The 23,414-nt window shown below is 64.8% G+C and carries 25 protein-coding genes and 1 pseudogene; 20 read left to right on the top strand and 6 right to left on the bottom strand.

What is annotated here, in order from left to right:
• The first annotated feature begins 19 nt into the window (after positions 1-19).
• The 13 genes from GHC57_RS13980 (at position 20) to GHC57_RS13920 (ending at position 12,777) form a co-directional block, all read left to right on the top strand.
• Positions 20-358, top strand: a complete 339-nt coding sequence (locus GHC57_RS13980) for a TrbC/VirB2 family type IV secretion system protein (RefSeq protein ID WP_153345307.1) — start codon at positions 20-22, stop codon at positions 356-358.
• The gene (locus tag GHC57_RS13975) at positions 355-627 is read left to right on the top strand and encodes a VirB3 family type IV secretion system protein (protein ID WP_153345305.1); all 273 of its coding nucleotides are present in this window, start codon (positions 355-357) and stop codon (positions 625-627) included. Before GHC57_RS13980 ends, GHC57_RS13975 begins: the two co-directional genes overlap by 4 nt.
• Positions 621-3,074: a conjugal transfer protein TrbE gene (trbE, locus tag GHC57_RS13970; protein WP_153345303.1), complete on the top strand. Its 2,454-nt coding sequence runs from the start codon at positions 621-623 to the stop codon at positions 3,072-3,074. The genes GHC57_RS13975 and trbE overlap by 7 nt, the downstream gene beginning before the upstream one ends.
• Positions 3,071-3,784: a P-type conjugative transfer protein TrbJ gene (gene trbJ / locus GHC57_RS13965; RefSeq protein ID WP_153345301.1), complete on the top strand. Its 714-nt coding sequence runs from the start codon at positions 3,071-3,073 to the stop codon at positions 3,782-3,784. Before trbE ends, trbJ begins: the two co-directional genes overlap by 4 nt.
• Before the next feature lie 42 nt (positions 3,785-3,826).
• Positions 3,827-5,119 (top strand): P-type conjugative transfer protein TrbL, encoded by a 1,293-nt coding sequence (gene trbL / locus GHC57_RS13960; RefSeq protein ID WP_153345298.1) that lies wholly within the window; start codon positions 3,827-3,829, stop codon positions 5,117-5,119.
• A gap of 3 nt (positions 5,120-5,122) precedes the next feature.
• Positions 5,123-5,896 carry a conjugal transfer protein TrbF gene (gene trbF, locus GHC57_RS13955; protein WP_153345296.1) on the top strand — a complete coding sequence of 258 codons (774 nt, stop codon included), beginning with the start codon at positions 5,123-5,125 and terminating at the stop codon, positions 5,894-5,896.
• A complete protein-coding gene (gene trbG / locus GHC57_RS13950; RefSeq protein WP_153345295.1) occupies positions 5,893-6,894 on the top strand; it encodes a P-type conjugative transfer protein TrbG in 1,002 nt (333 codons plus the stop codon). The genes trbF and trbG overlap by 4 nt, the downstream gene beginning before the upstream one ends.
• Positions 6,891-8,099 (top strand): TraB/TrbI/VirB10 family type IV secretion system protein, encoded by a 1,209-nt coding sequence (locus GHC57_RS13945; protein ID WP_153345293.1) that lies wholly within the window; start codon positions 6,891-6,893, stop codon positions 8,097-8,099. The genes trbG and GHC57_RS13945 overlap by 4 nt, the downstream gene beginning before the upstream one ends.
• 3 nt (positions 8,100-8,102) lie before the next feature.
• Positions 8,103-8,420 carry a DUF2274 domain-containing protein gene (locus GHC57_RS13940; protein WP_153345291.1) on the top strand — a complete coding sequence of 106 codons (318 nt, stop codon included), beginning with the start codon at positions 8,103-8,105 and terminating at the stop codon, positions 8,418-8,420.
• Positions 8,417-8,755 (top strand): DUF736 domain-containing protein, encoded by a 339-nt coding sequence (locus tag GHC57_RS13935; protein WP_153345289.1) that lies wholly within the window; start codon positions 8,417-8,419, stop codon positions 8,753-8,755. The genes GHC57_RS13940 and GHC57_RS13935 overlap by 4 nt, the downstream gene beginning before the upstream one ends.
• Positions 8,756-8,883: 128 nt before the next feature.
• Positions 8,884-10,404 (top strand): hypothetical protein, encoded by a 1,521-nt coding sequence (locus GHC57_RS13930; RefSeq protein ID WP_153345287.1) that lies wholly within the window; start codon positions 8,884-8,886, stop codon positions 10,402-10,404.
• On the top strand, positions 10,382-11,518 hold the full coding sequence (locus tag GHC57_RS13925; RefSeq protein ID WP_153345284.1) for an AAA family ATPase: 1,137 nt from the start codon (positions 10,382-10,384) through the stop codon (positions 11,516-11,518). Before GHC57_RS13930 ends, GHC57_RS13925 begins: the two co-directional genes overlap by 23 nt.
• The gene (locus GHC57_RS13920) at positions 11,515-12,777 is read left to right on the top strand and encodes a hypothetical protein (RefSeq protein WP_153345282.1); all 1,263 of its coding nucleotides are present in this window, start codon (positions 11,515-11,517) and stop codon (positions 12,775-12,777) included. Before GHC57_RS13925 ends, GHC57_RS13920 begins: the two co-directional genes overlap by 4 nt.
• Here the strand turns inward: GHC57_RS13920 and GHC57_RS13915 are convergent.
• Positions 12,760-13,779: an HNH endonuclease gene (locus GHC57_RS13915; RefSeq protein WP_153345279.1), complete on the bottom strand. Its 1,020-nt coding sequence runs from the start codon at positions 13,777-13,779 to the stop codon at positions 12,760-12,762. The two genes, GHC57_RS13920 and GHC57_RS13915, sit on opposite strands and share 18 nt — an antisense overlap.
• Positions 13,780-13,805: 26 nt before the next feature.
• A complete protein-coding gene (locus GHC57_RS13910; protein WP_153345277.1) occupies positions 13,806-15,074 on the bottom strand; it encodes a DNA-methyltransferase in 1,269 nt (422 codons plus the stop codon).
• Positions 15,075-15,285: 211 nt separating this feature from the next.
• Here GHC57_RS13910 and GHC57_RS13905 point away from each other — a divergent pair, with 211 nt between their 5' ends.
• Complete coding sequence (locus tag GHC57_RS13905; RefSeq protein WP_153345275.1) at positions 15,286-15,573, top strand: HNH endonuclease signature motif containing protein; 288 nt, start codon at positions 15,286-15,288, stop codon at positions 15,571-15,573.
• A 242-nt stretch (positions 15,574-15,815) separates the two neighbouring features.
• Here GHC57_RS13905 and GHC57_RS13900 read toward each other — a convergent pair whose 3' ends face one another.
• The 4 genes from GHC57_RS13900 to GHC57_RS13890 all read right to left on the bottom strand — a co-directional run bounded on the left by GHC57_RS13900 (position 15,816) and on the right by GHC57_RS13890 (position 19,783).
• A complete protein-coding gene (locus tag GHC57_RS13900; protein WP_153345273.1) occupies positions 15,816-16,982 on the bottom strand; it encodes a tyrosine-type recombinase/integrase in 1,167 nt (388 codons plus the stop codon).
• Between the two features lie 205 nt (positions 16,983-17,187).
• Positions 17,188-18,849, bottom strand: coding sequence for a recombinase family protein (locus GHC57_RS13895; protein ID WP_153345271.1), 1,662 nt, complete (start codon positions 18,847-18,849; stop codon positions 17,188-17,190).
• A 290-nt stretch (positions 18,850-19,139) separates the two neighbouring features.
• On the bottom strand, positions 19,140-19,268 hold the full coding sequence (locus GHC57_RS20305; protein ID WP_281354732.1) for a hypothetical protein: 129 nt from the start codon (positions 19,266-19,268) through the stop codon (positions 19,140-19,142).
• A 329-nt stretch (positions 19,269-19,597) separates the two neighbouring features.
• Positions 19,598-19,783: a hypothetical protein gene (locus GHC57_RS13890; RefSeq protein WP_153345268.1), complete on the bottom strand. Its 186-nt coding sequence runs from the start codon at positions 19,781-19,783 to the stop codon at positions 19,598-19,600.
• Between the two features lie 115 nt (positions 19,784-19,898).
• Here GHC57_RS13890 and GHC57_RS20475 point away from each other — a divergent pair.
• The 6 genes and pseudogenes from GHC57_RS20475 to GHC57_RS13865 all read left to right on the top strand — a co-directional run.
• Positions 19,899-20,480 (top strand): annotated as a pseudogene (locus GHC57_RS20475) (ArdC-like ssDNA-binding domain-containing protein); the annotation flags it as partial.
• On the top strand, positions 20,378-21,115 hold the full coding sequence (locus tag GHC57_RS20470) for a zincin-like metallopeptidase domain-containing protein (RefSeq protein WP_343031179.1): 738 nt from the start codon (positions 20,378-20,380) through the stop codon (positions 21,113-21,115). The pseudogene GHC57_RS20475 and the gene GHC57_RS20470, both read left to right, overlap by 103 nt.
• Positions 21,116-21,274: 159 nt before the next feature.
• On the top strand, positions 21,275-21,631 hold the full coding sequence (locus GHC57_RS13880) for a DUF2958 domain-containing protein (RefSeq protein ID WP_153345265.1): 357 nt from the start codon (positions 21,275-21,277) through the stop codon (positions 21,629-21,631).
• An 11-nt stretch (positions 21,632-21,642) separates the two neighbouring features.
• Positions 21,643-21,867, top strand: a complete 225-nt coding sequence (locus tag GHC57_RS13875; RefSeq protein ID WP_153345263.1) for a hypothetical protein — start codon at positions 21,643-21,645, stop codon at positions 21,865-21,867.
• Between the two features lie 301 nt (positions 21,868-22,168).
• A complete protein-coding gene (locus GHC57_RS13870) occupies positions 22,169-22,960 on the top strand; it encodes a TIR domain-containing protein (RefSeq protein WP_281354731.1) in 792 nt (263 codons plus the stop codon).
• 62 nt (positions 22,961-23,022) lie between these two features.
• Positions 23,023-23,205 carry a hypothetical protein gene (locus GHC57_RS13865; protein WP_153345261.1) on the top strand — a complete coding sequence of 61 codons (183 nt, stop codon included), beginning with the start codon at positions 23,023-23,025 and terminating at the stop codon, positions 23,203-23,205.
• Positions 23,206-23,414: the final 209 nt, after the last annotated feature.

Below are 23,414 nucleotides of genomic sequence, written 5' to 3'. Positions count from 1 at the left end.
ACCCCAAGGAGATCACACCATGACCCGTTCGTTCCCACTTCGCCCTGTCGTCCGCAATGGTCTTGCCGCTGTTGTCGGCACTGCCGTCCTGCTCGCCGCCACGGCTGCCCAGGCCGCCGGGTCCGGCATGCCGTGGGAGGCGCCCCTGGAACAGATCCTGGAGTCAGTCCAGGGGCCGGTGGCCAAGATCATCGCCGTGATCATCATCATCATCACCGGCCTGACCCTGGCCTTCGGCGAGACCTCCGGCGGGTTCCGCCGCCTGATCCAGATCGTCTTCGGCCTGTCCATCGCCTTCGCGGCGTCCAGCTTCTTCCTCTCCTTCTTCTCCTTCGGCGGCGGAGCGCTGGTGCGATGAGCGCGGCGCCGTCTTCCCTGCCGGGCTTCGAGGTGCCGCTGCATCGGTCCCTGACCGAGCCCATCCTGATGGGCGGCGCGCCGCGCGCGCTGGCCATCGTCATCGGCACCACCGCCGCCGCCATCGGCCTCGGCCTGCAGCAGTGGGTCGCCGGCCTGGTGCTGTGGGTGGTCGGCCACACCATCGCCGTGCTGGCCGCGCGGCGCGATCCCGACGTCGCCGTCGTGCTGGTGCGCCACCTGCGCCAGCGGGGCTGGTGGTCATGCTGAGCCTCGGCGAATACCGCCCGCGCGCCGACCGGCTGGCCGACCACCTGCCCTGGGCCGCCCTGGCCGGGCCGGGCATCGTGCTCAACAAGGACGGCTCGTTCCAGCGCACGGTCCGCTTCCGGGGGCCGGATCTGGAGAGTGCCACGGAGGCCGAGTTGGTCGGCCTGTGCGCGCGGGCCAACAACGTGCTGCGGCGCCTGGGGTCGGGCTGGGCGCTGTTCTTCGAGGCCGAACGGCGCCCGGCGCCGCACTATCCGGACTCCGCGTTCCCCGATCCGGCCTCGGCCCTGGTGGACGCCGAACGGCGCGCCGCCTTCGAGGGCGGGCGCCCGGCCTTCGAGAGCGCCTATCACCTGACCCTGGTCTACCTGCCGCCGCCGGACAGTCAGGCGCAAGCCGAGGCCGCCCTGCTGGAGCGTGACCGGCCGGCTGGCGGCCGTGACTGGCAGCGCGAGCGTGCCCGCTTCGTCGAGGAGACCGACCGCATCCTCGACCTGCTCACTGGTGTCCTTCCCGAGGTGCGGGCGCTCGACGATGCCGAGACGCTGACGGTCCTGCACGGCACCATCTCCACCAAACGTCATCCGGTGACCGTGCCCTCCGTGCCGATGTACCTGGACGGCGTTCTGGTCGATACACCGCTGACCGGCGGGCTCGAGCCGATGCTGGGCGCGGCTCATCTGCGCACCGTCACCGTGCTGGGCTTTCCGGGCATGACCCGGCCCGGCCTGCTGGACGCGCTCAACCGGCTGGACTTCGGCTATCGCTGGGTCACCCGTTTCCTGCCGCTGGACAAGACCCAGGCCACGCGGGCGCTGACCCGCCTGCGCCGGCAGTGGTTCGCCAAGCGCAAGTCCATCACCATCATGCTGCGCGAGGTGCTGACCAACGAGCCGGTGCCGCTGCTGGACAGCGACGCCGACAACAAGGTGGTGGATGCCGACGCCGCGCTCCAGGCCCTGGGTGGGGATCATGTCGGCTTTGGGCACCTGACCGCCACCGTCACCGTGTGGGATGAGGACCGCGAGTTGGCCGAGGACCGGGTGCGGGCTGTGGAGCGCGTGATCAACGGTCTCGGCTTCACCTGCATCCGCGAGACGGTCAATGCCGTCGAGGCCTGGCTCGGCAGTCTGCCGGGGCAGGTCTACGCCAACGTGCGCCAGCCGCTGGTCCATACCCTGAACCTGGCCCACCTGATGCCCTTGCCGGCGGTTTGGGCCGGGCCGGCCCGCAATGCGCACCTGGACGGTCCGCCGCTGCTGCTGGCCGAGACCTCGGGCTCGACCCCGTTCCGGCTGTCCACCCATGTCGGCGACGTCGGCCACATGCTGATCGTGGGACCGACGGGGGCGGGCAAGTCCGTGTTGCTGGCGCTGATGGCGCTGCAGTTCCGGCGCTATGCCGGTGCCCAGGTGTTCATCTTCGACAAGGGCAACTCCGCCCGCGCCGCCGTGCTGGCCATGGGCGGAACGCACCATGTGCTGGGCGCCGACGGCACCCTGGCCTTCCAGCCCCTGCGCGGCATCGACGATCCCGCCACCCGAAGCTGGGCCGCCGAATGGATCGGGGCGTTGCTGGTCCACGAAGGTGTCAGCGTCACGCCCGAGGTCAAGGACGCCGTCTGGTCGGCGCTCGGCAGTCTGGCCAGCGCGCCGCCGGACGAGCGCACCCTGACCGGGCTGGCCGTGCTGCTGCAGTCCAACGCCCTGAAGGCCGCGCTGGCGCCCTACACCCTGGAAGGCCCGTTCGGCCGGCTGCTGGACGCCGCCGAGGACCGGCTGGCGCTCGCCGATGTCCAGGCCTTCGAGACCGAAGCCCTGATGCGCGAGGCCGGGGTGGTCCTGCCGGTGCTGACCTACCTGTTCCACCGCCTGGAGGCGCGCTTCGACGGCCGGCCGACGCTGCTGGTCCTGGACGAGGCCTGGGTCTACCTCGACAACCCGCTGTTCGCCGCGCGCATCCGCGAATGGCTGAAGGTGCTGCGCAAGAAGAACGTCGCCGTCGTCTTCGCCACCCAGTCGCTGGCCGACATTGCCGACAGCGCCATCGCGCCGGCCATCATCGAAAGCTGCCCACAGCGCATCTTCCTGCCCAACGAGCGCGCCGTCGAGCCCCAGGCCCGCACCGTCTATGAGCGCTTCGGGCTCAACGACCGCCAGATCGACCTGATCGCCCAGGCGACGCCGAAGCGCGAATACTACCTGCAATCCCGGCGCGGCAACCGCCTGTTCCAGCTCGGCCTGGGACCGCTGGCCCTGGCCCTGTGCGGGGCCTCCGATCCGGCGGCGCAAACGCTCATCGACAGCCTGAACGATACGCCGGCCGGTGCGCCCTTCGCCGCCGCCTTCCTGCGCGCGCGCGGCCTCGACTGGGCCGCCGACCTGATCGAGGCCGACGCGGCTGGCGACCAGGACCCATTCCCCGAACCCGAAGGAGACCCGTCATGACCCGTCGTTCCCTGGCGGCGCTGCTCGCCGCCGCTCTTGTATTCGCCGTCCCCGGCGCCGGCCGTGCCGCCTGGCCGGTGTTCGACTCCACCAACTACGTCCAGAACGTGCTGCAGGCCGCGCGCGCCCTGGAGCAGATCAACAACCAGATCCGCGCGCTGCAGAACCAGGCCGTCATGCTGGAGAACATGGCCCGCAACCTGACCAGCCTGGACCATTCGTCCGTCGGCGAGTTGACCGGCGCCCTGGTGCGCATCGATGCCCTGATGCGCGAGGCCGAGGGGCTGAGCTTCAGCCTCGACCGCCTGGAGGATCAGTGGCGGGCGCGTTACCCCGAGACCTACGACAGCACGGTCACCGTCGACGACATGGCCGTCGCGGCGCGCGAGCGGTGGCGGGACGCCATGGACGGTTGGCGCCATTCCATGCGGGTACAATCCCGCATCGTCGAGGATATCCGCGCCGATCACGGCGTGCTCGCCGATCTCGTCAACCGCAGCCAGGGCGCGGTCGGCGCGCTACAGGCCCAGCAGGCCGGTAATCAGCTCATGGCGCTGGCTGCCAAGCAACAGATGCAGCTTCAGACCCTGCTCGCCGCCCAGGCCCGCGCCGAGGCGCAGGAGAACGCCCGCAAGGCCCAGGCCGAGGAAGCGGCGCGGGCCGCCACCGACCGCTTCCTCGGTGACGGCCGCGCCTATACGCCGCGCTGATCCCTTTGCCATCTCTGAACTTAAACGAAGGCAGGCGACGTCATGCAGGACCTCAACATCATCGATGCCTTCCTGGACACCTTCGTCCGCTACATCGACAGCGGCTTCGGCCTGCTGCAGGGCGACGTCGCCTTCCTGACCACCATCCTGATCGGCATCGACATCACCCTGGCCGGCCTGTTCTGGGCGCTGGGGGGCGATGACGCGCTGCCCGGCCGGCTGTTGCGCAAGGTTCTCTACGTCGGGGCCTTCGCCTTCATCCTGAACAGCTTCGAGACCCTGGCCGGCATCCTGTTCGACTCCTTCGCCGGGCTCGGCCTGACCGCCGGCGGAATGTCCGCCGACGACCTGCTCCGCCCGGGGCGCATCGCCGGCACCGGGTTCGAAGCCGCGTGGCCGCTGCTCCATCACATCAAGGGCATGGTCGGCTTCCCCGAGGTGTTTTCCAACCTGCTCAGCGTCGTCGTGCTCTTGATGGCCTGGGTGCTGGTCATCGTCGCCTTCTTCGTGCTGTCGGTGCAGCTCTTCATCACCATCCTGGAGTTCAAGCTGACCACCCTGGCCGGCTTCGTCCTGGTGCCCTTCGCGCTCTGGAACAAAACCGCGTTCCTGGCCGAGCGGGTGCTGGGCGCGGTGGTCGCCGCCGGCATCAAGGTCATGGTCCTGGCCGTCATCGTCGGCATCGGCGCCAGCCTGTTCGATACCTTCACCGAAGCTCTGGATGCCGGCGAGCCCACCATCGAAGCCGCCATGTCCCTGGTGCTGGCCTCGCTGGCGTTGCTGGGCCTGGGCATCTTCGGCCCCGGCATCGCCGCCGGCCTGGTCACAGGCGCGCCACAGCTTGGCGCCGGCGCCGTGCTTGGCACCGGCGGGGCTGCCGCCGGTTTGGCCCTGATCGGCGGGGGCACCGCCCTGGCCGGTGCGCGTCTGGCCGGGACGGGCGGACTGGCCGCCGTGCGCGCCGGCACGGCCCTGGGAACAGGGGCCGCCAGCGCCTTCCGCCTGGGCGAGACCACATCCGGCACGAGTGGACCCGGCGCCGCCCTGGCCGGCCTGGGCGGCATGGCCCGGGCCGCCGGAGGGGCCGCGACCCGGCCACTCCGCGAAGCCGCCGCCGACGGCCGTCGTGCCGCCTGGACCGCCACCGGCGGGACCGCGCCCGACGGGTCCGGCCGACCCATGCCCGACACCGCCTCATCCGCTCCCGCCTGGGCGCGCCGCCTGCGCACCGAACAGCAGGTGCGTGCCCGCATGCAGGACGCCCAGCAGACCCTGCGCGACGGCGACCGTCCGGGCGGTGGCACCGCGCCATCCCTCGGCGACAAGGAGGACTGAGCCATGCCCTTCAAGCGTCCCGTGCAGCGATACGGCCGCACCCCCGAACCCGTCACCCCCTACCAGAAAGCCGCCCAGCTCTGGGACGAACGCATCGGCGCCGCCCGCGTCCAGGCCCGCAACTGGCGCCTGATGGCCTTCGGCTGCCTGACCCTGGCCGTGGGCCTGTCCGGCGGGCTGGTCTGGCAGTCCCTGCAGAGCCGGGTCGTGCCCTATGTCGTGGAGGTCGACACCTTCGGCGCCGCCCGCGCCGTCGCGCCCGCCGTGGAGAGCTATCAGCCCACCGACGCCCAGATCGCCTGGCACCTGGGCCGGTTCATCACCAACGTGCGCTCGGTCTCCACCGACCCCGTCCTGGTGCGCAGGAACTGGCTGGCCGCCTATGACCTGGTGAGCGATCGCGCGGCGGTGTTCCTGAACGCCCATGCCCGCGCCGCCGAGCCCTTCGCCCGCATCGGCGAGCGCAGCGTCTCGGTGCAGATCACCAGTGTGGTGCGCGCGTCCGAAAGGTCGTTCCAGGTCGCCTGGACGGAACAGCACTTCGAGCGCGGCAGCCGTGTCGCGACCGAACGCTGGACCGCCATCCTCACCGTAACCCTGCGTCCCCCGCGCACCGCCGAAGCCCTGCGTGCCAATCCGCTCGGCCTGTTCATCACCGCCATCGACTGGTCGCGCACCTTCGAGACCGACGCGCCGGATTCCCCCGAACAGCCGGCGCCGGCCGCTTCGTCCGCGCCCGATCCGTCCGCGCCCCCGCAGGAAAGGACAGCCCCATGATCGTCCCCCGTCGCACCCGCGCGGCGCTCGTCGCGACCGTTTCCCTGCTGACGCTGGCCGCCTGCGCGGGCCGCACCCCGCCGCCGTCGATCCGCTATGACAGCGATGATTTCCGGCCCGCCGTGGCCCAACCGGAGCCGCCGCGCCCGGTCGAGATCGTCGAGGTGCCGAAGCCGCTGCCTCTGCCGGGTCAGTTGCTGCCGCCGCCCGCCCAGCCGGAGCCCGACGACCGCCCGCCCGAGGCGCGCGTTGCCGCCGCCAATGCCGCCGCCACCCGCGAGCCCACCCGGCATGGCTACCTCAACGCCATCCAGGTTCATCCCTATACACCCGGCGCGCTGTACCGGCTCTACACCGCGCCGGAGCGCATCAGCGACATCGCCTTGCAACCGGGCGAGACCCTGGTCTCCGTCGCCGCCGGCGACACCGTGCGCTGGGTCATCGGCGACACCACCAGCGGCACCGGCGCCGAGCGTCGGGTTCATGTTCTGGTCAAGCCGTTCGCCCCCGGCCTGACCACCAACATGGTTATCACCACCGACCGCCGTGCCTATCACCTGACCCTGGTCAGCACGGAAGCGACCGCCATGGCGGCGCTGTCCTGGACTTATCCGGCGGACCAGATCCTGGCCTTGCGCCGCCAGAACAGCGCCGCCGAGGCGGCCCGGCCCATCGCGGACGGTGTGAACCTGGAGACCATGCGGTTCCGCTATGCCATCTCCGGCGACAGCCCACCCTGGCGTCCGGTGCGGGCGTTTGATGACGGCCGCAAGGTCTACATCGCCTTCCCGCGCCGCATCGACCAGGGCGAAGCGCCGCCGCTGTTCATCATCGGCCCCGACGGCGGCAGCCAGCTTGTGAACTACCGTATGCGCGGCAACTACTACATCGTCGACCGCCTGTTCGCCGTCGCCGAACTCCGTCTGGGCGGGCATGACCAGCAGGTGGTGCGCATCACCCGCACCGACGGCCGCCCGGCCGGGGCAGGGGGATCATGACCGCGCCTCCGAAGGCCGACCCCGAGACCCTGGCCCTGCGGGCCACGCCCCGCCGCGTGGTGCGGTTCCGGCGTGGCCTTCTCATCGGACTGACCGCCCTGGGCGCCGGGGCGGTCATGACCGTGACCCTGCTGGCCCTGCAGGCGCCGGATCTGCGACGGGGATCAGACGGCGAGGACCTGTACCGCACCGATCACCGACCGACCCCCGAGGGCCTCGAGGGCCTGCCCGACGATTACGGCGACATGGCGCCGCCGCCGCCGGTGCTGGGGCCGCCGCTGCCCGGCGACCTGGGCCGGCCCATCCTCGAACACCGCCGCCGTGTCGGGCTGGAGCCGGACCCCGCCGACCGCGCCGCCGAGGCCGAGCGCCAGCGCCTCGCCGCACAGGCGCTGCAGGCCCGCGAGTCCGGTGTGCTGTTCCGCATCGATACCCGGCCGGTTGGGGCCGTGGCCGTCGGACCCGAGGTGGATGAACCCGACCGCGCTGACGCGGACACTTCGACGCCGGCGCTGCCCGCCGACCGCCTCGCCCTGGACCCCGAGCGCGATCCCAACGGCCAGCAGACCAAGCTGGATTTCCTCAACCGCCGCCAGACCGGCGGCATCTACAATCCACACGCCCTGGAGACCCCGGCCTCGCCGCATCAGGTCATGGCCGGCAGCATCATCGCCGCCAGCCTGATCACCGGCCTCAATTCCGATCTGCCCGGCACCGTGATCGCCCAGGTGACCGAACACGTCTACGACACGGTCACGGGCCGGGTGCTGCTGATCCCGCAGGGATCGCGGCTGATCGGGACCTATGACAGCGTCATCGCCTTCGGCCAGTCGCGCGCCCTGTTGGTCTGGCACCGCATCGTCATGCCGGACGGGTCATCCGTCCAGATCGACAACCTCCCGGCCACCGACCCGGCCGGATACGCCGGGCTGGAAGACGGGGTCGACTATCACGTCGACCGGTTGGCCACGGGCGTCGTGCTCGCGACCCTGCTGGGCGTCGGTAGTGAGCTGACCCTGGGCGAGAACGAGTCCGAACTGGTCCGGGCCCTGCGCGAATCCCTGCAGGGCACCGTCAGCCGTACAGGCTCGCGCCTGACCGAACGCTTCCTCGACGTTCAGCCGACCCTGACCATCCGCCCTGGCTTCCCGCTGCGTGTCATCGTGCATCGGGACCTTGTGCTTCGCCCGTATCGAGGAGGCTGAGCCATGCTCAAGCTGCCCCGCCTGCCGGACCGCACCCCGGTTCGCCTGACCATCACCCTGGACGCGCCCCTGAATGCCGACCTCAAAAATTACGCATCCCTTTACGAAGCGACCTATGGGGAGCGCGAGAGTGTCGCCGAGTTGATCCCCTTTATGCTGCGCGCCTTCCTGGACGGCGACCGCGTCTTCGCCCGCGCCCGCAAGGACGGGCTGGGCGAGGGCGACGATCCCGCCGCACCGCAGCGCCGCCGCCGGCGGAAACCGGCGGGTGAGGGAGACGCTGCCGATCCGGAAACCCCCAGCCAGGAGGCCACACCATGAGCGTCATCGGCACCTTCTCGCCGTCGCGGGACGGCGGCTGGATCGGCACCATCCGCACCCTGACCCTGGACGCGCGGGTCCGCTTCGTCCCCAACGACAGCCGCGACACAGACCGGGCGCCGGCCTTCCGCGTCATGATCGCCGGCCACCGCATCGGCGATGCCTGGGCCGCGCGCTCCAAGGCCGAGCCCCCGCGCGACTACTTCCGCGTCCGCCTCGACGACCCCGGCCTGCCCGGCCCCATCACCGCCGCCCTGTTCCCAGACGGCGGCGGCGAAACCGCCAACCTGGTGTGGAACCGGAAGGAGGGATTGGCTACGGAATCTCAGACCTAGCCAGGGAAATTTCGACAAGGCGATAAGTAGGTTTCCTGCCCATGAATGGCGGGAATGCCTTTTAACGCCAACATCCTTATGATACGCAATGATTGAGAAGAACCAAGTGTTAACCGGGAGATGAAATCTTGTCCCGTTGGACCGGCCAGGACCATGTCGACGCGGTGCTCGCTGCAGCCGACGCTTGGCGCGAGCGATGCTTTCTGAACGATGGCTCGCTGTTTGGCGACGAAGCCTTGTGGACCACTGGAAACATCCGGGAACTCAAGCGCCGCTTCGTTGAAAACCCCATAGAGGGGGCGGATCGGACTTTCTATGAGAAGCTCAATGAGCAATTGGATGGCGCGCCGCCTGAGGTGATCAGGCTCGCGGCCGAAGTCGTTTGGTTTGTCCTTCTATTCCCGGTCTTTTCGGCAACAAGGCCGGAGACCAAGCGCGTCCAGATAACGGAAGTTTGGGAGTGGTCGGGCTCCACCTTGCCCGACAGCGCGCACTTGAGCGACGAAGCGCTCATGGGTGTCGGCCATCCTGGCACGGCCTATCTAACACGCCGGTATGAGCAGTTCGGTTTTCTGCTCGAAGTCACGGATGCGTGGAAAGCACTACCCGAGGCACAGCGATCAGAGCTAATGAACGACGACGCCCCGTGGGGCTTCGTGAAGTGGCTGGACGCCTTTGATCATGCCGACCGGCGACCTGTCCGCAATGCGATTCTGTATTTCCTGTTTCCGGACGATCTTGAGCGGAACCTCAGCAACGAGCATCGGCGGCAGATTGTCGAGGCGCTCAAACACCGGCTGCCCGAAGATGCACGGCCAAAAGGCCGGAACCCGGCCCTGGCCGATCTTGACCGCGCAATTTTTTTATTGCGGAAGGGGTTCGAGGAAGAATTCGGGACCACGCAGATCGATTTCTACCGGCCGCCTATTTACGCTCAGTGGTTTATTGGAATCCGCGAATCCGCACAGAAAGAAATCGGCGCCGCTCTAAGGAAAGTCTTGAGCGAATACGACCTTGAACTGCGTCAGTGTGGAAGCAAGAAGCGGACTTTGGAAAGCTGCAAACCAGTGGACGAGACAACGGGCTTCTGGGAAACGCCAGCGGACGCAACGAACAAGCCTCTGCGATGGTTCATACACCTGGACCTCGATGAACACGACCGCTTGTTGGCGCGCGTACCGGATCAGCATGGGGCAAGGCGCATTGCTTTCGCCAACACGGCGCAGGGCACAAGTGGTGCTGTGACGACCCGCATCGTCCCGGCCATCAAGGTCGCGGACGAGAAGTTCGTTTTCTATGAAACTTGGGAGTGGATGCTCCTACACTGCTTTCTGCCGGCCTTGCCCATCGGTTCATCAGGCCAACTCTTTGACTCGTTCGACGAAACGACAGGTCACCTCGAATACATGGGCCATGAGCAGCCCTATATCGCGGCAGCGCTCATCACGCTGAATGAGGATGACGATCTGTTCGTTGCGCCGGAACTGCCGCGACCGCTCAAATACGCCGAGGCAACCGAGGCACTGAGAACGCTGATCAACGTGTCGCCGACGGCAATGGAGCCGCCGGGGACTGCGGAAGAAAAAGAGAAAGGTGAAGGGGACAGGGAAAGGGAAAGGGAACGGAATGGCAATGCCAACGGCGCATAACATCCCCATTTACCGCGGTCTTGACGAAAAAGATCGTCAGCGCCTGACGAGGGACGTGTCGGCGGCATTTGCGCGAGCAGCGGCCGAGATGCCCGCAGCGCAGAAAACGGAACCAGAAGAGGAGGCGGTCGGGCCGACGAGCCAGGACCTCGTTGAAATCCCCGAATTCTCGGATCTGATCGGCGTCGACCCGGCGGTTTATCGCCAGATCAACGCCGCGCTGAAGGCGGGCAAGCAACACCTGATGTTCTACGGCCCGCCGGGCACCGGCAAAACGACGCTCGCGCAGCTTGTGGCCGGCACACTGCACGATGTTTACACCATGATCACCGGTTCGGCGGACTGGACCTCTCAGGACGTGATCGGCGGGTATCAACCGGTCGGTGAGGGAAGGGTCAGTTTCGTTCCGGGCGTGTTGCTCCAGAATTTCGACCGGCCGCTGATCGTCGATGAGCTGAACCGCTGCGATATCGACAAGGTGATCGGTCCGCTTTTCACGGTTCTGTCAGAGCAGAAAACGACGCTGCCCTACCGCACTGACATTGCCGATGCAGAAAGTCTAGCCTACGTGATTCTGCCGAAACCCAAGCCGAGTGCGGCAGCGCATGAGTTTGCGCCCAAGCCCGGCTGGCGAATACTGGCGACAATCAATTCCATCGACAAAGCTGCTCTGTACCAGATGAGCTTTGCGCTCACGCGCCGCTTCGGCTGGATCTACGTTGATGCGCCTCGCGACCTGCGAGGTTTCCTAGTCGAGGTGATGCACAAGTGGGAAATGGTCGACGCCGACGACGAACCGGCCGGCCCGATCCCCTTGGAGCGCATCTGGCGCGCGATCAACGGCGCGCGGGTGATCGGTCCTGCGCCGATCCTAGACATGCTCAAGACGGTGCGCGCGATAGACCCCGACCTAAACCTTCTGGCGGCTCCGGAAGTTGACCAAGCGTCTGCCTATCTCGACGGATTCTACATGTACGTCCTGCCGATGCTCGACGGCATCCTGCGCAAACAGGCGATAGCGGTCGCTACGGAAGTGCGAGATGCCCTCGACCTTGCAGACAAAAGCGAAGAGGCGCGAACACTCGCCGAAAGGCTGATGGATCTCGCGGTATGAACGCAAGCCTCGACATTGTGATCGACGACTATCTGACGCGCTTCCTGCTCCGATATTTCCGCAACGCTGTCTCCGTTCGGGTCGAACGGCCTGACTTGGATGCCGACCAGGATCTCGATCTGCTTCGCCTTCATTGGGCGATATCGAAGCCCGTCAGAAACCTTGTGGCGCACCTACGGGAGAACCCGCTGGAAATCCAGGCAGTCCTTGAAACGCGGCTTCGAGAGGACGACGCCCGGGTGCGGGGGCGGTTCGACGCTCGCGCGACTGCGATCCGGCGCATGGCGACGGGTCATCCGACACTGATGGTTTCGCACGAGCCTCTCAGAACGTACAATTCGGGACCGAACCACGTGCTGACGTGGGTGCTCGAACAGGCTTGGCGGTTGGCTCTTCGGTTCGACGATCTGCTTCCCGAAGTCGCTTCCTACCGCGAAGCGCTCGATGCCTGCGCTCCTGGACTTGAGGCGATACGGCGCTTCGAGGTCATCCACCAAGCGGCGAAGCAACTCAACCTGACGCGTCGCCCCGGCCCTCTGGCGGTCAAGGAAGCTAGCCGATCGCGACGACCGATCTATACGCTCGCCTGCAACGCTTATCGGGCCTTGCAGGCAATAGAAGCGGCCGACGAAGCCGCAATCCTTGACCTCCTGAACGACACGTTGCTCGGCCCCCTGAATCTTTGGCAGCGCTTCGAACTGGCAGTCGGACTCGGCCTGGCGCGCGCCCTTTCCGCAACCCTGAGTACCCCCGTGACCCTCGGTTTCCTCGGAGGCGGGCGGGAACCGATTGCACGGGTAGGCGCGCACGAGATTCATTGGCAATCGCGCACCGATCTGTGGCGCGCGCCGCCGCGAGAGTATTCCGAGGCCATCGTCGCCCGCCTTCTCAAACTGTATGGCCTGCCCGAGGGCTCCGATCGGCCCGATCTGGTCGTAATAGATCGGGAAGCAAACGAAGCAGTCGCAATCGTTGAGGCGAAGTACTTCGCAAGCGGGCAGCACGACGGCGCGGATGCGCTTCGGGCGGCGATCGAACAGATCGTGCGATACGCGCGCGGCTATCGAGAAGTATCGTGCCTTGACGGCTTGCTCGATCATTCCATTGCCGCCCTGGCGAGGGTCGAAGCACAACGATGCCCTGAACCGAAGCCTTTTGGAGTTCCGCAGACGGTCGATTTCAATGGAATCATTGGAGGAAAGCTCGAAGTCTGGGCGGGCCGCCTGACAACGCGCCACAAGTTAGCGGCCGCGTCCTGACTTGAGCGACCAGCCCCTAAGGTCATTCGCAGCGTCGATGAAGGCCGGTGCTGGGCGATCCTTTCGGTCCGGCGGCAAGGCGAGGATCGGTCGTAGGGCCTGCTCGAAAACATCGAGCCCGCCGGCACGGTCGGCCGCTTTCAATTCCTCGACCATTTCATCGTTGATGTGGATCCGGTAATCGGATCCGAACGTGACAAAGGCTCGGTCAAAAGCCCGATGATGCAGGGCGCACAAAGCGACGCCGTTGCTGGTTCCATCGCTGCTGTCGGGATGCGCGGCGGGAAGGATATGGGCAGCGTCGAGCAGTCGGAGCTGGACACCACATATGGCGCAACGGTGGCTGTAAGCGGTCAGCACACGGTCGCGGAAGTCGATCTCCCGAAGTGCCCGTTTCGTGGAAATGACAGCGTACTGACGTGGTCTGGCGATTTCGTTCCCAATATCCTCATCCGCCACCTCATCCGGGTTTTCGCCGATCTGTCTCAACACCTCGACTTCCTCGTCGACTTCGCCACAGGCATGGAGGGATTCCAGGTTTTCTATGTAGGGGGCAAGAAAGTCTGGGCGGAACGCGATGGCAAGCTCGCCGTTGCCCTTGTTGTGGGGCGCGAAGCCGTGAAGGACAGCCTGATGTAGCGCTGCCTCGCGGATCTGGATCGAAGGTGAAGCCCCAAACTCGCTGCTATGCCTCGACACGTCGAAGCCCGCGAAGACGCGCGTTTCGTCCCACCAACCCAGAACGAGAGTCTTGCCACCGATCTCGGGTTCGAACTGCTCGACGCCGGTGACCTGAATGCGCCACTCGTCTTCAGGGCGGTTCTGTCCGCCGTGGGTGAGATTCCAAACGTAGACACGGACGCGGTAGCTTCGGTCGCCTGAATAGACCTGATATCGGGCCGGATGTTCACCTGACGTGGACAGGTGTAGAAAGTTCCATCCGCTTTCGCGGACGGCGTGTTCGATGATTTGGAAGAGTTGACGCTTGTTTAGCCTAGCCATTCGGCGAACTCATCAGGCAAAAATGATCACTCTGCGGCAACCTTGTCGATGCTCCGCCCCTCGGACCTGTTGGATCGCTTGTTTTTCAGAAGCGCTTCGGGTCGGGTCGCCCCTCCATCCTCGACCAGGGGCACGACTTCCTCATCGACAGGAACGGAACAGGGCGGATTGATGGTGTAGGTGACTGCCTTGCTCCGGTCGAGCGCGCGTACGTTCGGCTTGAAGCGCGCCATTGCGCCCTTGAGATAGTCCTCCTCCAGCTCGCAGCACGTCCATCTACGCCCCAGAGCCTCCGCAACTGCCCCGGTCACGCATGAGCCGGCGAAGGGATCAACGACCAGATCGCCTGGATCGGTGAGGAACCGAATGAAATACTCAGGCACTTCCTCTGGAAAGCGCGCCGGATGGATGGGATATCCGTGATCCCGGCAATAATCCTGATAGCGCCCATTCGATTCTGTGTTGGCTACGGCGAGCAGATTTGGCGGAACCGAGCCACCGTTGTCCTTGCCGAACTTATCCGAAATATCGTGTCCAGACGGTCGGAGTTTCGCCGTGTACCCGTTCTTCAACAGGCCGCGCATAGAATCGCTGTAGGGCGCGAGGACGCGTCGATTGTTGGCCTTGGGCCAAGGGGTGGGAGACAGCCACCACACGCAGTTCACAGCATCCTTAACCCGAACGCGGCGCACGTTGACCCATTCCGCCGGCGTCGGGAGCTTCGACGGGTTCCACCAGTAGTGCTCCTCGCACAGGTGGAAACCATACTCCTCGCAAAGCATGAGCAATAGTTCGAAGTGGTAAAGTGATCGCGTAGGCGTTCCGGGCTTCCATGCACCGCCGATATCGATGACCAGGCTACCACTATCCTTGAGCACACGCCTGAAGCCCTCGGCAAATGGCCGGAACCAGTCGCAGTAGTGGTGCGCGTCCTCATTGCCATAGGTCTTCTTCCGTACCAGACCGAATGGCGGCGAAGTCATTATGAGATCAACTGACTTCTGACCTATGCCGCTAAACAAATAGTTTAGTGAGTTTCCATGAAGCATAGTTCCGAGGTCAGTTTTGTAATAGAGGGCCATGTCCCGCCAAGGGTAGCGTTTGGTTAGCTCTTCGCGCGTCTGTTCGTGATCCGACTCATCTGCCTGGATCAAACTATGAAGATGGCGGACATATTCGCTAAGAGACTTAAACCCAAGGCGCGAGGCTGTTTGCTCCATATCCTTGCGCTCGCTGGCCGTGAGTCTCACGCTTGCGAAGCTATCGCGTGCGTCTTCCGCTTTAGGTCGCGCCATGATCGGTTCTCCTGTGTTACATCTCTACACTAGCTCAGGCGTTTTTGTGTGACAACAAAAAACCCAGTGAGAAGGTTCCTTCCTCGAATCGTTGTGGCTTGTCGGAGCGGGTTCCCGTTCAATTTAGTTTAGCGTGTCAAATGCGATGCGCACCCGGTAAGCATTCAAGACGCTGGTTGACCTCTGCGCCCTGATGCCCCGGGCCCATCAGTTGGCGGCGAGCCTGCCCGATGCGCCGCTTCAGGACTTCGAAACCAAGGTCAAGGACTTGCCGAGAACGATCGAGGCGGAACGGCTCGTCGTCCAGCGCATCGGCCAGGACATCTTCCGCGCGAGCCTGATCAAGTATCGGCAGGGTCGATGCCAGCTGACCGGCATCACCGACACGGCGCTGCTGCGCGCGTCGCATATCGTGCCGTGGAAGGCCTGCACGAACGACGCCGCGGCTAACCGTCCACAACGGTCTGCTGCTCTCGGCCCTGTGGGAAGCCGCCTTTGACCGGGGGCTGGTGACGTCCGATGATGACGGCCGGCCCGACTTCTCGCCGTCCTTGAGCGACGGTGCCCGCGCCGAACTGCGCTGGCACGATCCCATCCCGCTGACCGTCAAGCATCGGGCGTGACTGGCTTGGCATCGCTCGACCGTCTTCGTCAGCCAGAGAGGGGCATAGGACCCGGGTTCAGGCCCAGAGATCGGCCACACCTGGGGAAACGCATAGACCAGCACGCTTTCGTTTCGGCTCACGGTCCCTGGTCGGCAATCGCCGCCCCGATGAAATCAGAGATTTTTCCCGCAGCCGCCTTGACCGGATCATTGGCGAGGTGGGCGTAGCGGGCCGTGGTCTGGACCTGGCTGTGGCCCAGCAGTTTGCCGATCATGGTCAGCCCCTCGCCGAGGCTGAGAGCCCCGCTGGCGAAGGAATGCCGCAGGTCGTGGAGGCGCACATCATCGAGACCGGCCTGCGCGCGGATACGACGCCAGGGATGCTGGAGGTCGGTCAGCCGTCCGCCTTCCTTCCGGCCCGTAATGACCCAAGGATTCCCGTCAATGCGCTCGATCCCCTCGAGGACCCTGGCAACCGTCTCTCCGAAATGCACCACCTTGGCGCCGGTTTTCGAATCCGGCAGACGCAGTTCTCTGGCCGATAGGTTCACGTAATCCCATTTCAACGTCATAATCTCGCCCAACCGGCAGCCGGTCAGCATCAATAGCCTGACGGCGTTGATGGCGGATTGCGTTTCCGATCCGTTCTTCTCAACGTCACGAAGGGTCCTCCCAAGGGCCGCGTATTCCTCGGGCGACAGAAATCGCTCCCGTTTTTGTTCCGGAAATCGCTTAACATGAAGGCAAGGGTTGCTGCCATCCGGGCGGAGCCCCCAAACTTCGGCGAGATTGAACATGATGGAGAGGACGCCCAGGGTCCGATTGGCCTGATATGGAACGTGGCGCAGACCATGGTGGAGTTCCGCGATATCCCGCCGTTCGATATCGGTGACCTTGCGGGTCCCGAGTTTGGGGTTGATGAACAGGTCGACCGCACGCTTGTACTCATACTGCGTGGTCGGCTTGCATCGAACCGCAACATGCTCCGTCAGAAAGCGCTCGCCCAGGCCGCGCACCGTGGGTGCCTTTCGTGCCCGATCCGTGTCGATGGCGGGGTCGTCGCCATTCTTTGCCTCGGCCAGGATCGTGAATGCCTTCCCTCGCGCTTGATCAGCCGTGATTGGCCCGTGTCGCCCGATAGTGATGAACCGCTGGCGCCCCTTTACCCGGCATTTGACAACGAAGACCTTTCGTCCATTCGGGTAAACCCGCAGGCCGAAGCCACGCAGTTCGTCATCCCAGACGACCTGAGTGCGGTCAGAGGCCTCCGCTTGGTCGATAGTCCGTTTGGTGAGCTTTGGCATCTCCATCCTCCGCCTTGTGACCTTCAGGTCGGTGCAGTCTGAAGGTCGGGCCAGCTACCAAATAGCTACCAGATGAGAGCAAAAATCAGCGTGCCTACAGAGTAGCCGATCTGCCCCGAATGTCAATGTATGTATTTGTAAACAATAAAATAATATGGCATTAAAGGGCTTCCCTGCGGATTGGTCGTAGGGCCGTTATTGTGACTCATAACCTGAAGGTCAGAGGTTCAAATCCTCTCCCCGCAACCACCTTTATTTGCTGAAGGCCCTCGCTGGAGACAGCGGGGGCCTTTTTGCTTTCCGCGCAAAGGCTTAGGATGCCTGCCAGCGCGCCGTGGAGGTCGATCACCAGACCCTTCGGATCGGCCTCGTCGGGGCGCAGGTCGATCCGGTCGACGAGCGTGCGGATGATGTCCGCCGCCTCGGTCTGCTGGTCCGGCTGGTTCAGGGCGTCGGCCAGTGCGGCGATCCGCTCGCGGTAGAGCTTGGCCATATTGGGGTGCAGGAGCGTCGGCGCTTCGTCCGTCGTGGCGAGACGATGCTTCAGGTCCTCTTTGCGGTCGGCAAGCGCGATCATCTCGTCCTTGACGACGCTGCCCGGCATGCCGTCCGCGACGGCGTCGATCAGTTTCTTGATGCGCCGGTCGATCCGCTCCAGCTCCGCCTTGTACCCGGCCAGCGTGGCATTGTGCTCCATGCGCAGCCGGTTGGCGTGTTTGGTGAACTCCTCGGCGAAGACCTCGTAAAGGGCCGGGTCCATCAGATGATCCCGCAGGCCCGCGAGAATGGTCTCTTCCATCCGGTCGCGGCGGATCGTGCGCAGGTTCGAACACGTCCCCTTGTTCCGCGCGGTCGCGCAGCCGAAATGCTCGGTGCTGATTTTCACGAACCCGCCGCCGCACACCCCGCACTTGAGCAGGCCCGAGAACAGGGTTTTTGGGCGGTGCCGGTTCCAGAAGCCATCCGTCGGCGCGGCCTTGCCGCGCGTGTCCACGCCCGTCTTCTTCTGCCGCGCCTTGACGCGGTCCCAAAGGTCCTGATCGACGATCCGCATCTCCGGGACGTCCTGGATGATCCATTCGTCCTCGGGGTTCAGCCGCGAGACGCGCTTGCCGGTGGACGGGTCCTTGACATAGCGCAGGCGGTTCCAGACCAGTCGGCCGATATAAAGCTCATTGTTCAGGATGCCGGTGCCGCGCTCGCGGTTGCCATTGATCGTGCTGTGGCCCCACTCTTTTCCAGAGGGGCCGGGCACGCCGTCCTTGTTCAGGTCCACGGCAATCGTCCGCGAGGATCGGCCGATGGCGTATTCCTCGAAAATGCGGCGCACGATCCGGGCCTGATCTTCGTTGATGGTGCGCTCGCCCCGGATCGGCTCGCCGTTCGCGTCCAGCGTCTTGACCACGTCATAGCCGTAGGTCAGGCCGCCGCCGGACTTGCCGGCCTCGACGCGTCCGCGCAGGCCCCGGCGGGTCTTGTCCGCCAGGTCCTTAAGGTACAGCGCGCCCATCGTGCCCTTCAGGCCGATATGCAGTTCGTTGATCTCGCCCTCGGACAGCGTGACGATCTTCACGCCCGCGAAGGACAGGCGCTTGTACAGGGCCGCGATGTCTTCCTGATCGCGGGACAGACGGTCGAGACTTTCGGCGACGACGACGCTGAAATGCCTGCGCCCGGCATCAGCCATGAGGGCTTGCACGCCCGCGCGCAGCAGGTTCGAGCCGGAAATCTCCCGGTCGGAGTAGACCTGATGCAGCCGCCAGCCTTCGCGCGTCAGGCGCTCCTTGCAGATGCGCACCTGATCGTCGATGGACGCTTCGCGTTGCAGGTCCGAGGAATAGCGGGCGTAGATCGCGGCGGTCGTCATGGCGCGGACTCTTCCGGCGGGGGCGGCTTGGCAGACATATGCGTGCGGAGGAGACGTTCATACTCCGCCTCCGCCGCCTGCCGCGCAAGCAGTTTGACGAGCGCGACCACCCGGGGGTCCGGACTCGCCGAACCTGTCCCCGTTGCGCCTGCGCTGCGGTCTGTCCGCGATGTGCGTGTGGTGTCCATGCCGTCCAGGATAGCGGCGCTACGGCGCGGCAATCCTCGTGGCAGAGCGAGCCTGCCCGGCAGGCCTGTCCATCGAAACCCGGCGTCGGAATTGGTCCAGATTTATGAGCCGGGTCGGCTCCCGATCTGATCGTACAGCGCATCGAGTGCCGCGATCACGGCCTCCAATTGAAGCGTGATCTCGGTAATCCGGGCGAGCGCGGCGTTCTGGTCAGCGTCCGTCATAGTCATGTCCTCCGGTTCCTTGGCGGACCGGGAGCTACAAACCGCACCACAGCACGGCGCGACAGCCTTTAGGCCAAAGCCCTGTACATACGCCATCGCCTCCCGGTCCATGGGACCGAAGGCGACAACCGGCATTCTTGCTGTGGTCGGGTTGTAGGCCCGGTGCAAGTTGTCCAAGCCGCTATCATGACGGTGGGCAAGTCGCGCTTCAATTCAGGCGCGAACAATGGCGTGTCTATGTCCACAGAATTGTTTTGGGCCGCCCTGCACACCTCCACCGCGTTGACGCGAAACGGGCGGGCCGCGTGATGCGGTCCGCCCGTCGGTGACCCGGGTTATGGCCCCGGGTTAGGGCCGCGCCGGGCCAGTTCCCGGCGGATCGCCTCGATTGAGGCGAGGGCCGCCCGGCGGTCCGGGCTGTCCGGTGTGCTGGCGGCGATCATGTTGAACGCCGCGCGCAGCAGGCCTTGCAGCTCTGCGGTCGGTCGCCAGACCAGATCGGATGTGGTGAGACCGTGCATGGTCGTATCCTCCATCTCGTGTGTGGAGGCCCCGCCCATCGGAGCCTTTCGCCCCGTCCCGACATCATCATGGGGATAGAAGGCACCCGTGGGCGGGCAGGCAGCCCGCACGCGCATGGAAGGATCATCAGGCCAGCACGGTGGTCCGAACCCGTCCGTCCCGGTCCAGGCCGGCCGCGCTGCACAGGTCCGGCGACGCCGATCCCGGTTCACGAGGATTCGGCGCTCCGGCAGTCCCGTCCCGCCGGTCGCGGCAGTCAGAGGAAGATCAAGAGGAAGAGGACGTCTTCGGTTTCGTGACGGATTCAAGAGGAGAGGGAGGGTCCTTCTCCGGCCCGTCGACCGCACGAAACAAAGGAGACGGACCATGTCACGCGAAACGACCGCCCCCCGGCGGGACATCTACACCCGGGTCACCAACCGCATCATCGCCGAACTGGAAAAGGGCGTTCTGCCCTGGCAGAAGCCGTGGAGCGCCGAGCACGCCGCCGGCCGCGTCAATCGCCCGCTGCGTCACAACGGCGTGCCCTATGCGGGGATCAACATCCTCATGCTCTGGTCGGCCGCCATGGAGCATGGCTTTGGCTCGCCGATGTGGATGACGTTCCGGCAGGCATCGGCGCTCGGCGCGCATGTGCGCAAGGGCGAGAGGGGCTCGCCCGTCGTCTACGCCAACACGATCACCCGCACCGAGGAGACCGAGGAGGGCGAGACCGCCGAGCAGAAGATCCCCTTCATGAAGGCCTACAGCGTGTTCAACGTCGAGCAGATCGAGGACCTGCCCGCGCACTACTACACCAAGCCCGAGCCCCGGGCCGACGGCCCGCAGCGCATCGCCCCACGGATGGGCATGCAGGTGCGCCCCCTCGTGCAAAATTTCCAGACATCAGGTTACACAGCCCCGGGGGGACGGAGGCCAGCTACAACGTGGCCCTCGACCGGGTCCGCGTCCCGCCGATTGAGGCCTTCCGCGACGCCGAGAGCTTCTACGCCACGCTGGCGCACGAGGTCACGCATTGGACTCGCCACCCGGATCGTCTGGCACGGGACTTCGGCCGCAAGACGTTCGGGGACGAAGGTTACGCCCGCGAGGAACTGGTGGCTGAACTGGGCGCGGCGTTCCTGTGCGCCGCTCTGGACCTGACCCTTCATGTCCGGGAGGACCACGCGGCCTATATCCACCACTGGCTGGGAATCCTGAAGGCCGACAAGCGGGCCATTTTCTCCGCCGCCGCCCACGCCCAGCGCGCCGCCGATTACCTGCACGGCCTCCAGCCAAACGCCGAGGCCGCGAACACCGAAACCACCACCGACACCGAGGCCGCCGCGTAAGCGGCCTCTTTCCCCTCACGGCGGGGCGCCGGGTGACGCAGGCGAAGTCCCCGGCGGCGCAGCCCAGAGAAAGAGGACGCCTTCGGTTTTGTGACGGAGTCGAAAGGAGAGGGAGGGTCCTTCTCCGGTCCGTCACAACACCAACCAAGGAGACGACCCATGACCCTTCTGCCGAAATCCATTTACGACCGTTTGCTGGCCAATGGCCGCCGTCAAGACCCGGTGCGCGGCACCGAAGACGAGATCGACTTTCACCCCGTCGTCAAGTTGTTCACGCCGGACGCGGGCTGCACCTGGCTCTTGACCGAGGCCGACCCGGACGAGCCCGACATCGCGTTCGGATTGTGCGATCTCGGGCTCGGTTTTCCAGAACTCGGTTACGTTTCGCTTTCGGAACTGGCCAGCGTGCGCGGGCGGCTTGGCCTCCCGGTCGAAGTCGACCGCCATTTCAAGGCAACCAAGCCCATCAGCCGCTACGCCACCGACGCGTCCGCAGCCGGCCACATCGCAGCGTGAGGGAGGCAAACATGAGCACCAACATCACCCCCGCCCACCGCGACGCGTTCGAGGCGCTGACCAGCGGCGATTACGACAACCTCGCTCTGTTCTCCTGCTTCGTGAACGGCCAGCCGGCCTCCGCCATCGTCGCCATCACGCCGGACGAAGACGGAAATACCGTCAACATCCAGCCGCTCTTCGTCAGCGTCACGCCGGACATGGTCCTGACCGATCATGATGGTGTTGCAGCGTGAGCGGGCAAACGCAGCCCCTACCAGTGGACTGGTAGGGGCATATTGCTCCCGACCTTCGGTCGCTCGCCCGGTTCGCCATTGCGCGACTGTTTGGCCGCATTGGGCCGCATGAGGATCGTCGGCTTACGTGCTCTGATCGTACTTGGCTAACTTTCGCTACGTAGACATGACTCCCCGTCTCAACCTTGATATACTAGATTCAAATAAATTGAGTGGGATGCCTATGTACAACCTTTTTGTTTCCTCCAACGATGAATCGTGGAAAGGAGAGGCTTGGCTAATCGAGCGCAGCCGGTGCGTCATGGAATACACCAGCGATGCAATCCAAGAGAAATTTGGAGCGCTCGGTGCTGAAGAGATAGATCATCTACGCCGCTTTCCTTGCATATTTGCCTATGAAGCTTTCAACAAAGTTGATCCGCATTTTGGTCTGATCCGGGACGTGACTGTTCGCGGTGGTGATGTCCGCGTTGACTACGAAATTCACCCGCTGCAATCCTTTCTGACAGCAGCACAACTCGACGAAATGGCGTTCGAGCTTGAGATCGGGAAGTGGGAGCTGAACCGCACTCATCGGGCGGTGAAGGATGTCGACCTACCAGCAGAACTGAGCCGGAAGGGCATTGCCCTGCCCCGTTGGGCGGCAAACGCCGGCCCGAGGGTCAACTTATCGGACCACCATTTTGACGTCGCCTTGTCGTTTCCTGGCGAAGCACGCCACTATGTGGAGGAGGTAGCGCAGCACCTAGAGCGGCTGCTCGGTCCTGATCGTTACTTCTATGATCGAAACTACACGGCCCAGCTCGCACGCCCTTCCCTCGATACCTTCCTTCAAGGGATCTACCGTGATCGTTCGCGGCTCATCGTGGTGTTCGCCGGCGGCGATTATCAACGAAAAAACTGGTGCGGGATTGAGTTTAGGGCGGTGCGGGAGATCATCAATAGACGCGACCATGACCGGATCATGTTCGTGAGGATGGACGAGGGAGAGGTTGAAGGCATCCTTGGCCATGACGGGTATGCCGACGCCCGGCAACACAAACCCGCAGAAATCGCGGCCTTCATCTGTGAGCGGGTTGTGGTACTTCGGTAACGACATTCGAAACCGATATTGGTGCGGCCGCACGGGCTGCTGACAAAGCAGTATACGATGCCATGCGAGAGTATCGCGAGGCGCGCGTCACGGACGAGCCAGACATTACCGGTGTTCTGGTCGGGCGTTTGGATGCCGCGCTGGATGGCGAGATCGGCGGATTGGTCTGGTCAAGCACAATCGTCAGGGCACCTCGAAAAACTCCGTTCGGGCGGAATCGTTATCAATTCTTTTCAATGGCTTGAGGTCCGCCAAACAAGCAGATCTCGGAGTTTTTCGAGGTGCCCGTCAGAAGCTTTTCCGGTTCTTTCACGCAACGAATAATGACGCAGCACAACTGAAAGTCAAAGTCCAGTCGGGTCTTCCTGACGGGTTTTCAGGCTGTGTAACCTGATGTCTGGAAATTTTGCACGAGGGGGCGCACCTGCATGCCCATCCGTGGGGCGCGCCCCAC

Origin of the sequence: Roseospira navarrensis (genome assembly GCF_009601025.1) — a bacterium.
Lineage (GTDB): Bacteria > Pseudomonadota > Alphaproteobacteria > Rhodospirillales > Rhodospirillaceae > Rhodospira > Rhodospira navarrensis.
Note: the sequence above shows the minus strand (reverse complement) of the source record. Positions and strands in the feature narration are given on the sequence as shown.